The following is a 13,521-nucleotide window of genomic DNA, read 5'->3' on the forward strand; positions in this document are numbered from 1 at the left end:
ACTGTCCTGTCCTCTCATCCGTGCGGCCCATCATGAACCCACAAATTGCCAATTTATATTATTTACTGAAAACATCCGCTAAAGCATCCGATATCCAATTGATCAAACGACTCATTTCGGATAATTTCGAGCTTCTGTGCCATGCCAAAAAACACAGCACTTCTTTTCTCCATGAATTGATCGAGTCGGATAATTACGAAATTATTGGAACAATATTCGACACATTCGACGAAAATTTCGAAAAACCGAATCTTTCACCATCCTGCAAGGCTATGGAGACAGAAGTACGGCGTAAATTCTTCGACCAGGAGAACGCTAAGGGCGATACACCGTTGATACTTGCCGCTCGCTACGGCAAGGCGGAATTCCTGGTGAAATTCCTGAAGAACCACGCTGACGTCAACCACGCGAACAGGAATCACTCCACTGCCTTGCTGGAGGCCATAGAAGAAGAAAGCCTGGAAATGACCCGAATTCTGCTGACATACGACGCAGATTTGCACATAGAGAACGCCTACAAACTGAGCCCGCTGGAGCTTGCTTTCCAGAAGGAAAACATCGCGCTATATTCCATGCTTTTTTATGGACAGACAACTCGCGAAAATACTGAGTCTGCAACTTTTTCAGCAGAAAGCACGAAGGATCTGGATTTTGCACTCAGTTTATCCCAGCTTGTAAAAAAAGGGAATAAGGATATCCTGATAAATAATCTGAATGAAATCGTGGCGCAATCCGAAAACCACACGGTGAAAATCCACCCCTTCGTACTCCAGAGCGCACAGGACTACCCAGATATTTTCAGGCTGCTGAACAAATACAAAAGCGGCCTTCACGAGAACAACATCAAAAGTGAAGAGTATTCCTTTTCAGCCGACGAAGCGCCTGACAGCCATGGCTGCCCTGCCGCCAGCGACCCCAGCCGGGAGCCTGGGGAAGGCATCCGAATCGTTGGAACGCCACAGGACATGGATCCCGCGCCAGCAGCAGGTCTTTGCTGATGCCGTTCGCCCGGCCGCAAGCCTTGCCGCCGGGCCCCGTGCACTCAATCACTCAATGGGTATGGCCCCAATAAATCAGCGCGTCACGTCCTTCGACGGACAGTGAAACTTTCGCGCCCACGGGCAGCAGCACCTTGGTCTCGACGTGGCCGAAAGGCAGGTTGGTCAGCACCGGTGCATTGATCTGCGTGCGCAGCCAGTCGACCACGCTTTGCAGCTTGAAGCCCTTGTCGTGCGCGGCTAGCTTGTAGCCCGTGAACTGGCCCAGCACCACGGCCTGCTGCTTGGCCAGCACGCCGGCGTAGAGCAACTGGCTCAGCATGCGCTCGACGCGGTAGGGGTGTTCGCTCACATCCTCGATGAACAGGATGCCGCGCGGCACATCGGGCAGGAAAGGCGTGCCGACCAGCGAGGCCAGCATCGCAAGGTTGCCGCCCCACAGCGTTGCATCCTGCAGATAGATATCGGGCACGGCCGGCGAGCCATCGGCACGCGCCGCCTCCTTGTTCATGCGCCAGCCGCTGCCTTCGCCCCGGCCCGCGAGCAGGTCGTCGAAGCAGTCGAGCATGATGTCGTCTGGCTCCTCGGCCGAGCCGAAATCGGCGCCCAGGGACGGGCCGGCCCAGCTGACGCCGCCGACGCGCGCCAGCAGCGCGCTCTGGAACGCAGTGAAGTCGCTCAAGCCGACGAACTTGGTGCCGCCCTCGGCGGCCTTGGCCACGGCCGTGTAGTCGATTTGCGGTAACAGCCGGCCCAGGCCGTAACCGCCGCGCGAAATCAGCGCCACGTCGGCGCCGCTGGCAGCCGCGCGGTGGATGGCGGCCAGCCGCGTGGCGTCGTCGCCCGCGAAGCGCGTGGAGCGCGACAGTGCGTCGGCATCGATTTCGACGTCATGGCCCAGCGCGCGCAGGCGCGCGATGCCGCGCTTGAACGCCGGCTTGTCGTTGACCGCGCTCGACGGCGAGTAGACATAGATACGGCGCGGACCGGAGGCATGACCGCAGCAGGCGCCATCGGCGTCATGCTCATGGTGGTCGTGGGAGTGATGGTGGTGGTGTTCGGTGGACTTCGAAGACAAGGCATTCAGGCTGTCGATGCAGCCTGCTCCAGTAAGACAGGGGCCAGGGGGACGCCCCCTGGGGCGGATTCAAATGAAACCGCTCTAAGATGGGCTGAAGTATTCCACAGCCTGCAAGGCCATGTCGGCGCTGGGTGCGGCGCCGCGGTACATCGGCATTCCTTCGGGCAAGGCCAGTTCCTGCGCGCCATGCATTGCCGCGAACGCCTGCAGCGCCGCGCGATGGCCACGATCGGGAAATGGCGCGCTGAATGCAATGGCTTGCGCAGCGCTCGCGTCGGATCCACTCTCCAGCAACAGCACGCCCGCGAAACGCTCGCGCGCGGCCATGACCAGCGCAGCGGCCAGCCCCGCCGCGCTGCCCTGCACCACCAGCACGCAGCGCTGCAAATCAGCGTGCCGCAGCAGGTCCTGCAGAATCTGGCGATGCGCATCCAGCGTGTGAAAGCCGGGCTTCTTGGGCTTGTCGCTCTTGCCGAAACCGATCAGATCGGGCGCGACCACGCGGTGGCCCGCGGCCAGAAACACCGGCAGCATATGGCGGTACTGGTAGCTCCAGCCCGGGTCGGCGTGCAGGCACAGCCAGGTCAGCGGCGCGTCGCGCGGGCCTTCGTCGAGATAGTGCAGACGCAAGCCTTGCAGGCTGGGCCAGTCGCTCACGTAACGCGGTGCCCAGGCGTAGTCGAGCAGGTCCGCGAAAGCGGCGTCGCGCGTGCGCAGCGCATCGTCGCGCAGCGGATGGGCGGCCCGGGCCGCGGCCTGGTTCTGGCGCCGGCGCTGCTGGAAGAACCGCGACAGCAGAGCGCTGCACTCCTGGGCAAGCACGCCGCGCACGATCTGCGTGTGGTGGTTCAGGCGCGGCTCGGCAAACAGGTCGAGTATCGAGCCCGCGGCGCCGGTCTTGGGCTCGGCCGCGCCGTAGACCACGCGTGCCACGCGCGCATGCAGGGCCGCGCCGCTGCACATGGCGCAGGGCTCGAGCGTCACATACAGCGTGCAGCCGTCGAGCCGGTAATTGCCCAGCTGTTGCGCGGCGTCGCGCAGCGCCTGGATTTCGGCATGGGCCGTGGGATCGTTCGAGGCCACGGGCGCGTTGCGACCGCGGCCGACGAGCACGCCGTCCTTGACCACGACCGCGCCCACGGGCACTTCGCCGGCCTCGGCCGCGGCTTGCGCCTGCGCCAGCGCGGCGCGCATTCCGGCCTCATCGTTGCTCAGCAATTCCATGCACTTTTCTCTTGCTCGCTCGCGCCACGGGAGGCGGCGCGTACCCGATCGTAATGCACGCCGGCGCCGGCCAGCCAGGCCGCTGCGCGGGGCCGGCAGCGCCTCTTACCCACACTGCCCATTTTTTAAGCACTGCGTCGCAAGCCAATGCTGGCGCGGGTTTCGCGGGTTACCTGGGGAGTTTTCCACAGATCCGTCCACACGCCCCGGGGATAAGAACACGCAAAATAAATGTGCTTATCTGTAAATAAACACATACCTAATTGGTATAGGTAGTACCCGCGATGCACCACAAAAAAAGCCAGCCGGTGGAGGCCGGCTGGCTTTTGCGCGGCAGGCCTGCGGCCTGGGCGATCAGAACTTCACATTCGCCGTGACCCACAGCGTGCGACCGGGCGGCGTGGCGCCGGCGATCGACGAACCGCCCTGGAAGTACTCGTTGATCTGCGTGGGCGTGCCGTTGGCGTTGATCTGGCGGTACTTGCGGAAGTCCTTGTCCAGCAGGTTGAAGATGTTGGCGCTGAGCGTCACGCTCTTGGACAGCTCGTAGCTGCCGCCCAGGTGCAGCATGCCGTAGGCCTTGGTGTGGTCGCCGACCGCGTTGTAGATCGCGAGGTTGGCGGCACTGAGCGTTTCGGGCAGCGCATTGAAACGCGGGCTCTTGCCGCGGTATTCACCGCGCACCCACAGGCGCCACTGCGCGTTGGGGTTCCAGTCGACCTGTGCGGTCGCGATGTGCTTGGCCGTCAGCGCCAGCTGACCGGTCTTCACGCCACCTTCGAGCACTTCGCTGTTGGTCCAGGTGTAGCCCACGCGCATGCTCCATTCCTTGGCGAGCTGGGCGCGGGTGCTCAGCTCCAGGCCCCAGGTCTTGGCCTGGTCGACGTTGATGCTGTAGTCGGCCGTGGGATTGAAGCTGCAGCTCGAGATGGCCTGGCTGGCGCAGTTGCCGCCGCTGCTGATCTTGTCCTTGACGCGGTTGTAGAACAGCGTGCTCGACGCCGTGACGCCGCCCAGGCTGTCGAACAGCGCCGAGATCTCGGTATTGGTGCTGACTTCGGGCTTGAGATTCGGGTTGCCGATGTTCAGGATAGCGCCCTGGCCCGAGACGCCGCTCACGCCGTCGATCAGCTGGTTCAGGCGCGGCGCGCGAAAGCCGCGGCTCACGCCGCCCTTGAACGTCCACTGCTTGCTCGCATCCCAGACCAGGTAGCCGCGCGGGCTCACCTGGCCGCCGAACGCGTCGTGGTGGTCATAGCGCGCGCCCAGCGTGGCCGTGAGGTCCTGGCGCAGACGCCATTCGTCTTCGGCGAACAGAGACCACATGGTCTGGCCATGGCGATCGGGCAGCAGGCCGTCGGTCAGCTTCGCATCCCACCACTGGCCGCCCACGGTCAGCATATGCGACTCGCCCAGCGGCGCGACCAGCTTGGAGTCGAGCACCACGTTGGTGGTGCTGAGTTCGCGCGCCGTGCCGCGGCGCGGGTCGTTGGTAGGCACGGCCGCGCCGGGAATGGTGCGGCCCAGGGTTTCGGTTTCGGTGCGCATCAGGCTGGTTTCGAGCCGGCCGAAACCGAGCACGGCATTGTGGCCGATGGCGATCTGGTCGCGGTTGAAGCGCAGCGTGTCGGCATAGCCCGGCGGGTTGCGCGGCGCCAGCGCATCGCGATTGCCCAGACGGCCGTCCGAGTTGTCGTAGCGCGTGCGGCCCTGCTCCACGTCGAGCCACAGATCATGGCCGCGCGTGGGCGTCAGCGACAGGCGCGCGCCGATGTTGTGCTGGCGGCTTTCGGCGGGCGCGGGGTTGCGCGCCTGCGTGGGCTGCGTGGTGTCGGGCGGCAGCACCCAGTCGGAGGCTTCGCGGTCGTAAATGCTGCCGCGAATGGCCAGCCCCAGCACGTCGTTCTTGATCGGGCCGCTGAGGTAGAAATTACCGCGCGCCTGGTTGCCCCAGGAGCTGTCCTGCGGCAGGCCCGCCGAGGCGCTGACTTCGCCGCCCCACTCCTTGGCCACCTTGCGCGTGATGATGTTGACCACACCGCCCATGGCGTCGGAACCGTAGAGCGTGGACATCGGGCCGCGGATGACTTCGATGCGCTCTATCGCCGACACCGGCGGCATGAAGCTGTTGAGCGCCGCGCCATAGCCGTTGGGCGTGACGTCGCCGGCGACGTTCTGGCGCCGGCCGTCGATCAGGATCAGCGTGTAGTCGCTGGGCATGCCGCGGATGCTGATGTCCAGGCCGCCGGTCTTGCCCGTGCCGCCCATCACGTCTATGCCTTCGACGCCTTGCAGCGCTTCGGCGAGATCGCGGAAGTTCTTGGTCTCGAGTTCCTCGCGCGTGACCACGGAAATCGACGCCGGCGCCTGCTTGAGTTCCTGCTCGAAGCCCGAGGCGGAGACCACCACTTCGGACATCGCCTGGGCCGGCGTGGACTGGGCGAACGCCGACGCGCAGGCCGCGGCCAGAAGGGTAAGAGTGCAATAGTTTTTGACAGGCATGACGTCTCCTCGCCGGAGCAGGCCGGCGATTTTTTTACGAGGAAAGGGTTGGGTGTGCCGAAACGGTCCCGGTGAAGCACGGGTCCGCGGCTTGGACAGCCCTCGATGTCATGTGTCTTTATGTAAGGGCTTGCGCGCCGATCATAGGCGATAGCAATGAGATTTATTCTCAAACCCCTGAAGCACCGGTTGAATGTTGTTGGAAACCTACGTCCAGCACAGCGCGTCACAGGGAACTCCCGCGCCGCACTGCGGAAATTCGAACGCCCCCCATTCCGCAACCTGTTTAGAATTTGCCGGCGGGAATTGTTCTTATTCCCAAGTCGGACGCACAACCAATACAAAAATCGTCCGGCTTCCTGCCCTCCCCCCAACTTTCATTGGATCGCTGCCCTCCCCTGGCAGCGGGGCTCCACCCTTCCTGACTCGAAATACACCATGAAAATCTGGAAAACAGTTCTGTGCGTCGGCGCGGCCGGCTTCGCCACCCTGGCACAGGCCCAGCCCGCGCCCGCGGCAGTCACCGTCTACTCGTCGCGCATCGAGAACCTGCTCAAGCCCACGCTGGACCAGTACACCCAGCAGACCGGCGTCAAGATCAATCTGCTGACCGACCGCGGCGGCTCGCTCTCCGAGCGCCTGGCGGCCGAAGGCAAGAGCTCGCCGGCCGACGTGCTGATCACCGTCGACATGGGAAATCTGCACAATGCGGCCGAACGCGGCCTGCTGCGCAAGATCGACTCGCCCATGCTCAACGCCAACGTGCCCGCCAACTTCCGCGACCCGCAAGGCCGCTGGTACGGCCTGTCGCAGCGCGAACGCACGATCTTCTACGCGCCCGGCCGCGTGCAGCCCGCGCAGCTGAGCACCTATGAGGATCTGGCCGATCCCAAGTGGAAAGGCAAGCTGTGCTTGCGCACCGGCAAGCAGACCTACACCCAGTCGCTGGTCGCCATGATGATCGCCAAGCACGGCGTGCAAAAGGCCGAGGCCATCACCAAGGGCTGGGTCAACAACCTGGCCGGCGACGTGTTCACCAACGACAACAGCCTGCTCAAGGCGATCGCCGCGGGCCCGTGCGATGTCGGCATCGCCAACACCTACTACTACGGCCGCATCCTGTCCAAGGAACCCGAGTTCGGCAACGGCGTGAAGCTGTTCTGGGCCAACCAGGGCGCGAACCAGGGCGGCGCCCACGTGAACCTGTCGGGCGCGGGCGTGACCACCAACGCCAAGAACCCCGAAGGTGCGCGCAAGCTGCTCGAGTGGCTGGCATCCGAAGGCGTGCAGACCGCCTACACCCATGGCACGTTCGAGAGCCCGATCAACACCAAGGCCAAGGCCGACCCCATCGTGCAGGCCTGGGGCAAGTTCACGCCCAGCCCGCTCAACGCCGCCGCCATCGGCTCGCACCAGGCCGAAGCCATTCGCCTGCTCGACCGCGTGGGCTACCGCTGATCGCGCCACTGAGGTAACCGTCTCTTGTCTTTCGTAGACCGCACCGCGCCCGCCTCCGGCTGGCGCGGTTTCGCTTTGGCAGCGCCTATCGCGCTGCTCACCCTGATTCCGCTGCTGGCCGTCGTCGGCCTGGCGCTCGCGCCCCAGGCCGAAATCTGGCAGCACCTGTGGCAGTACGTGCTGCCGCGCGTGCTCGGCAACACCGCCTTGCTGCTGGTGCTCGTGGCCCTGGCCGTGCTGGCCGTGGGCGTGCCGCTCGCCTGGCTCACGGCCATGTGCGACTTTCCCGGGCGCCGCTTCTTTTCGTGGGCGCTGGTGCTGCCGCTGGCGATTCCCGCCTATGTGCTGGCCTTCGTGCAGATGGGGCTGTTCGAGTACGCGGGCCCGGTGCAGTCGGCGCTGCGCGAACTGTTCGGCAGCAGCCGCTGGTTTCCCGACATCCGCGCCAGCCTCTGGGGGCTGGTGATGGTGCTGACCATGGCGTTCTATCCCTATGTCTATCTGCTCGCGCGCAGCGCCTTTCTGACCCAGGGCCGGCGCTGCATGGAAGCCGCCCAGGCGCTGGGCCTGAGCCCGCTCGCGGCGTTCTTCCAGGTCGCGCTGCCGCTGGCCCGGCCCTGGATAGGCGCGGGCCTGGCGCTGGCGCTGATGGAGGTGCTGGCCGACTTCGGCGCGATCGCCGTGTTCAACTTCGACACCTTCACCACCGCACTCTACAAGTCGTGGTTCGACATGCACAACATGGCGGCCGCGGCCCAGCTCGCGAGCCTGCTGGTGCTGGTCGTGCTGCTGCTGGTCGCCGCCGAGCAGCGTTCGCGCAGCGCCCAGCGCTTTCACGCCTCGCCTTCGCGCCACCAGCGCATCGCACTGCACGGCGGCGCGCGCTGGCTCGCCAGCGCCGCCTGCCTGCTGGTGTTCGGCGCGGCGTTCGCCGTGCCCATGCTGCAGATCGTTGTATGGGCGCTGTCGGTCTGGCGCACGGATCTCAACGCCGACTACTGGGGCTATGCCTGGAACACGCTTTATCTGGGCCTGGTCACCGCCGCCGTGACCACGGTGCTGGCGCTGCTGCTGGCCTGGGTGCGCAGACGCCACGCCGACCCGCTCACGCGCTGGACCGTGCGCATCGCCGTTCTCGGCTACGCGCTGCCCGGCGTGGTGCTGGCCGTGGGCGTGTTCGTGCCGATTGCCTGGCTGGACGCGCAGCTGATGGCCTGGCTCGCGCCGTTCGGCATAGAGACGCTGGGCATTCTCAAGGGCAGTCTTGCGGCCATGCTGCTGGCGCTGGCCGCGCGCTTTCTGGCCGTGGCCTATCACGCGACCGACAGCGCGATGCAGCGCATCACGCGCAGCCAGGAAGATGCCTGCGCCTCGCTGGGCCTGGGCCCCTGGCAGACGCTGCGCCGCCTGCACCTGCCGCTGCTGCGCACCGGCCTGCTGTCGGCTTTCCTGATGGTGATGGTCGACGTGATGAAGGAAATGCCGATCACGCTGATGACGCGCCAGTTCGGCTGGGACACGCTGGCCGTGCGCGTATTCCAGCTCACCTCCGAATCGCTGTGGGACCAGGCCGCGCTGCCCGCGCTGGCCATCGTGCTGGTGGGCGTGATTCCCGTGGTGCTGCTGATGCGGCAGACCGAGAAAACCGAGAAATAGTGATGCTTGAAGTCAACAACGTTTCCCTGGGCTATGGCGACACCACCGTGGTGCACCAGGTGAGCCTGCAACTCGCCCAGGGCGAAATCGGCTGTCTGCTGGGCGCCTCGGGCTGCGGCAAGACCACCTTGCTGCGCGCGGTAGCGGGCTTCGAGCCGGTGCGCGCAGGCGCGATCGCGCTGCAGGGCGAGCAGGTGTCCACGCCCGGACACTGTCTGCCGCCGCAGCGCCGCGACATCGGCATGGTGTTCCAGGAGCACGCGCTGTTCCCGCACCACGATGTCGCGGGCAACGTGGGCTTCGGCCTGCACCGCCTGCCCGCGGCCCAGCGCCCGGCGCGCATCGCCGAAATGCTCGAACTCGTGGGTCTGCAGGGCATGGGAAGCCGCTGGCCGCATGAACTGTCGGGCGGCCAGCAGCAGCGCGTGGCGCTGGCGCGCGCGCTCGCGCCGCGCCCGCGCCTGCTGCTCATGGACGAACCTTTTTCCAGCCTCGACGCGAGCCTGCGCGAAAGCATTGCGCGCGAAGTGCGCGCGATTCTCAAGCAGGCCCAGGCGACGGCGCTGATGGTCACGCACGACCAGAACGAAGCATTTGCCATGGCCGACAATATCGGCGTGATGGCGCAAGGCCAGCTGATGCAATGGGGCTCGGCGACCCAGGTCTACTGCACGCCCGCGACGCGCGAAGTCGCGCAGTTCGTCGGCGAAGGCGTATGGCTGGCCGCGACCGCGCGCGCCGAAGGCGGCTGGGACACGGTGCTGGGCCGCCTGCCGGCCTCACAGCCGAACTACGCGCGGGGCGACGACGTGCAGGTGCTGCTGCGACCCGAACACCTGGGCCTGGGCGCGACCGGCCTGCCCGCCACGGTGCTCGAATGCAAGTTCCGCGGCAGCCATCTGATCTACAGCCTGCAATTGCAGGGCGGGCAAAAGCTCATGGCGCAGTCTCCGCTCACGCAGGTGCATGCGCCTGACGAAGCGGTGTTCGTGCAGCTGGCCGTATAGACCTTTTCAAAGATCGCGCGCCAGGCGCAGGCCCGTGAACTGCCAGCAGGCGCCGGCCGGAAAGAAGTTGCGATAAGTGGGCCGTACATGGCCCGGCGGCGACGCGCAGGAGCCGCCGCGCAGCACATACTGGTTGACCATGAACTTGCCGTTGTACTCGCCCACCGCGCCTTCGGCGCAGCGAAACCCCGGGTAAGGCGCATAGCTCGACTGGGTCCATTCCCAGACTTCGCCGGGCGCGGCATGCGCCGCGGGATGCAGGCGCTGGGCGGGCGCAGGCGCTGCCTGGCCCCTCATCTGCGGCGCCGCGCATTCCCATTCGGCTTCGGTCGGCAGGCGCGCGCCGGCCCAGCGCGCATAGGCATCGGCTTCGTAATAGCTCAGATGCACCACGGGCTGGGCGGGCGCCAGCGGCTGCAGTCCTTGCAACGTGAACTCGGCCCAGCCGCCGTCGTCACGGCACTGCCAATACAGCGGCGCCGCGCGGCCCTTGGTCTGCAGCCAGTCCCAGCCTTCCGACAGCCAATGGCCCGCATCGGCATAGCCGCCGCCATCGACAAAGGCCTGGTACTCGGCATTGCTGACCGGGAGCGAAGCCAGCGCGAACGCATTCAGGTAGACCCTGTGCCGCGGCGATTCATTGTCGAACGCAAAGCCCTGGCCCGCATGGCCGATCTCGTGCAGGCCCGCGTCCTGCGGCAACCAGCGCAGCGGCGCGGGCTCTGCTGGCGCGCGCGCGGTTTCAGCATTCGCATAGGCCGGCAGCAGCGGGTTGCACGACAGCAGGTGCTTGATATCGGTCAGCAGCAGTTCCTGGTGCTGCTGCTCGTGCTGCAGTCCCAGTTCGATCAGCGCATGCAACGATGCGTCGACGCCACCGACCAGCAGCGCATGCATGCGCGCATCGACATGGGCGCGGTAGGCCAGTACCTGCGCCAGCCCGGGCCGCGTGATCAGCCCGCGCTCGGCGCGCGGATGGCGCGCGCCCACGCCCTGATAGTACGAGTTGAACAGCACGCGAAACGCGGGGTGGAACGGCGCAAAGCCGCGTTCATGGGGTTCGAGCACAAAAGTCTCGAAGAACCAGGTGGTGTGCGCCAGATGCCATTTGACGGGACTCGCATCGGGCATGGACTGCACGCAGCAGTCTTCGGCCGACAGCGGCGCGGCCAGCGCGTGGCTGGCTTGACGCACTCGGACATAGGCAGCAGCCAAATCATTTCCCGGCGCCGACATCATGCTCCTTCCGGTCATTGATTACGCTGCGCAAGACCTGGCATGTCCCAGGCCAGGGGCACCGAGCAAGGGCCGCCCCGCAGCGATGGTGCCGTCCCCCTGGGGGGAAGGCGCGCAGGCGCCTCAGGGGGGATTCACGTCTTTGCATGGATCACCGCAAACCAATCTTTTTCATCGGTCCAGGCCTTGCAGGCCTTGAAGCCGGCCTGGGTCAGCATCTGCAGAAACAGCGGCAACGGGTACTTGTAGCTGTTTTCGGTATGGATGCGCTCGCCCTGTGCGAACGCACGCGCGCCGCCGGGCCAGCGCAGCTGCACGGCTTCGCGCGCCTGCAGATGCATCTCGATGCGCGAATGCGCGGCGTTGAAGAACGCCACATGCTCCCATTGCGCGGGATCGAAGTCGCTGCCCAGGCACTGGTTCACATGCGCCAGCGCATTGCGATTGAACTCGGCCGTGACACCGGCCGCATCGTTGTACGCGGCTTCGAGCACCAGCCTCTCCTTGGGCAGGTCTATGCCTATCAGCAGCCCGCCGCCTTCGCCTGCAAGCGCGCGCATCTGGCGCAGCAGCGTCATCGACTGGTCGGGGTCGAAATTGCCTATCGACGAGCCCGGGTAGAACACCAGCCGTCCCTGTTCGCCGATGCGCGCGGGCAGGGTCACGGGCGCGGTGATGTCGGCCTCCACGGCACAGACTTCAAGACCGGGAAAATCCTGGGCCAGGCGCTCGACCGCGGCCTGCACGAAGTCGCCCGCCACATCGACGCCGACAAAGCACCGGGGCTGCAAGGCAGGCAGCAGCAGACGCACTTTCTCGCAGTTGCCCGCGCCCAGTTCGATCAGACTGGTGCAAGGCCCCACGCTGCGCGCTATATCGGCGCCGCGCGCCTGCAGCAGCGCTTTCTCGGTGCGTGTCGGGTAGTACTCGGGCAGGCGGGTGATGGCCTCGAACAGCTCGCAGCCGCGCTGGTCGTAGAAATACTTCGCGGAAATATGCGCCGGCGTGCGCATCAAATCACGTGCCAGCACCTTGCGCGCATGCTGCGCCGCGGCATCGCCAGGCAGTGTGGACATGGATGGCGGTGCCTGGGCATCGGCGGGAACAACGGAAAGCAACATGGTGCGCGGACCCTTCCCGAAAAAGCGGCAAGAACGCCTGCACGGCCCGCCGTTCACAGGCGGGCGCGCAGACCCTGACTCCAGCCTAGCCACGCGCGCGCGCGCCTCGGGTAGGACAGGAACGCGTGTAACAGGCACGTGACGCAGGCGCGGGTCCGCGCGCCGCATTGACCCGCTGCGGTGTTGGAGCCATCATCGACACCAGGCATCGGCGTCTGGCAGCGGGCGCCGACATCGCATTCCTTACGGGAGATTGCCATGAGCGAACGTTTGACTGCCGGCGAAATCTGCACGCGTGAAGTCGCCATTGCCTATCGCCACACCGACCTCGTGACCGCGGCCCGGCTGATGCGCGAACACCATGTGGGAGCGCTGGTCGTGGTCGATGAAACCCAGGGCCTGCGCACCGTCGCGGGCGTGCTGACCGACCGCGACATCGTGATTTCCGTGATCGCGCCCGAGCTTGCTCCCGACGACCTCACGGTAGGCGAAGTGATGACCGCCAAGCCCGTGACCGCGGCCGAAGACGCTTCGCTGATCGACGTGCTGCGCAGCATGCGCGCGCATGGCGTGCGCCGCATTCCCGTGGTCACTGCGCAGCAGGTGTTGATAGGCCTGGTCGCGCTCGACGACATTCTTGAAGTGCTGGCCCAGGAGCTGGGCATGCTCGCCGCGACCATTGGCCGCGGCATTCAGCGCGAGCGCGCCCAGCGCACCTGAGAACAGCCGGTGGGTCAAAAGCCGGCAGCCACCAGGGCCATTTGTCGCACCGGCGCCATAACGGACAAAACTGTCCGATAATTAAACCCATGAATTCCCCCATTGCCAAGCGCCCCGATGCGGCGCTGCGCCGCGCGCAACTGCTGGACGCGGCCGACGCCGTCTTCACCGTCCACGGCGTCAATGCACCGCTGGAACTCGTGGTCGAACATGCGGGCGTGGGCCGCGCCACGCTGTACCGCCAGTTTCCCGACCGCGACGCCATCCTGCTGGGCCTGCTCGAACGCTCTACCCAGCGTCTGCACGACCAGGCGCTCAAGCTGCAGGACGGCCCCGATGCCTTCTTTGAACTGATGGCCTATCTGTCCGAACGCATCGTGAGCTCGCCCACGCTGTCCGATTACTGGCGCAGCGCCAGCCTCAACGATCCACGCTTCAAGGCCGTGCGCCAGCGCGCCTGGGACGCGTTCGCGCCCGCGCTCGAACGCGCCCAGGCGCAGGGTCTGGTGCGCGCCGAC

The 13,521-nt window shown here is 65.6% G+C and carries 11 protein-coding genes; 6 read left to right on the forward strand and 5 right to left on the reverse strand.

Annotated elements, in window-relative coordinates:
- Nucleotides 1-32 precede the first annotated feature (32 nt).
- Entirely contained in the window at nt 33-998 is a 966-nt protein-coding gene (locus tag KHY18_RS14055; RefSeq protein WP_213300816.1) for an ankyrin repeat domain-containing protein, read from the forward strand.
- Nucleotides 999-1,050: 52 nt separating this feature from the next.
- Here KHY18_RS14055 and KHY18_RS14060 read toward each other — a convergent pair whose 3' ends face one another.
- The 3 genes from KHY18_RS14060 to KHY18_RS14070 form a co-directional block, all read right to left on the reverse strand.
- Nucleotides 1,051-2,076, reverse strand: a complete 1,026-nt coding sequence (locus KHY18_RS14060; protein WP_213300820.1) for an LD-carboxypeptidase — start codon at nt 2,074-2,076, stop codon at nt 1,051-1,053.
- 84 nt (nt 2,077-2,160) lie between these two features.
- Nucleotides 2,161-3,303 carry a tRNA adenosine(34) deaminase TadA gene (gene tadA / locus KHY18_RS14065; RefSeq protein ID WP_213300824.1) on the reverse strand — a complete coding sequence of 381 codons (1,143 nt, stop codon included), beginning with the start codon at nt 3,301-3,303 and terminating at the stop codon, nt 2,161-2,163.
- Nucleotides 3,304-3,657: 354 nt separating this feature from the next.
- Entirely contained in the window at nt 3,658-5,805 is a 2,148-nt protein-coding gene (locus KHY18_RS14070; RefSeq protein ID WP_213300827.1) for a TonB-dependent receptor domain-containing protein, read from the reverse strand.
- 438 nt (nt 5,806-6,243) lie between these two features.
- Between KHY18_RS14070 and KHY18_RS14075 the strand changes: the two genes are divergently transcribed.
- From KHY18_RS14075 to KHY18_RS14085, 3 genes are read left to right on the forward strand one after another with little or no spacing between them, the layout of a single operon-like run.
- Nucleotides 6,244-7,263 (forward strand): extracellular solute-binding protein, encoded by a 1,020-nt coding sequence (locus tag KHY18_RS14075; RefSeq protein ID WP_213300830.1) that lies wholly within the window; start codon nt 6,244-6,246, stop codon nt 7,261-7,263.
- A 24-nt stretch (nt 7,264-7,287) separates the two neighbouring features.
- Nucleotides 7,288-8,919, forward strand: a complete 1,632-nt coding sequence (locus KHY18_RS14080) for an ABC transporter permease (protein WP_213300833.1) — start codon at nt 7,288-7,290, stop codon at nt 8,917-8,919.
- 2 nt (nt 8,920-8,921) lie between these two features.
- Nucleotides 8,922-9,926 carry an ABC transporter ATP-binding protein gene (locus KHY18_RS14085; protein ID WP_213300836.1) on the forward strand — a complete coding sequence of 335 codons (1,005 nt, stop codon included), beginning with the start codon at nt 8,922-8,924 and terminating at the stop codon, nt 9,924-9,926.
- Between the two features lie 6 nt (nt 9,927-9,932).
- Here KHY18_RS14085 and egtB read toward each other — a convergent pair whose 3' ends face one another.
- Entirely contained in the window at nt 9,933-11,180 is a 1,248-nt protein-coding gene (gene egtB / locus KHY18_RS14090) for an ergothioneine biosynthesis protein EgtB (RefSeq protein WP_213300838.1), read from the reverse strand.
- A 116-nt stretch (nt 11,181-11,296) separates the two neighbouring features.
- Nucleotides 11,297-12,238, reverse strand: a complete 942-nt coding sequence (egtD, locus tag KHY18_RS14095) for an L-histidine N(alpha)-methyltransferase (RefSeq protein ID WP_249729130.1) — start codon at nt 12,236-12,238, stop codon at nt 11,297-11,299.
- A gap of 303 nt (nt 12,239-12,541) precedes the next feature.
- Here egtD and KHY18_RS14100 point away from each other — a divergent pair, with 303 nt between their 5' ends.
- Together KHY18_RS14100 and KHY18_RS14105 are read left to right on the forward strand one after the other, a co-directional pair.
- Nucleotides 12,542-13,003 carry a CBS domain-containing protein gene (locus tag KHY18_RS14100; protein ID WP_213300845.1) on the forward strand — a complete coding sequence of 154 codons (462 nt, stop codon included), beginning with the start codon at nt 12,542-12,544 and terminating at the stop codon, nt 13,001-13,003.
- A gap of 89 nt (nt 13,004-13,092) precedes the next feature.
- On the forward strand, nt 13,093-13,521 hold a 429-nt coding region (locus tag KHY18_RS14105; protein WP_213300848.1), incomplete at its 3' end, for a TetR/AcrR family transcriptional regulator.

Origin of the sequence: Acidovorax sp. CCYZU-2555 (genome assembly GCF_018413525.1) — a bacterium.
In the GTDB taxonomy this organism is placed as follows: Bacteria; Pseudomonadota; Gammaproteobacteria; order Burkholderiales; family Burkholderiaceae_C; genus Comamonas.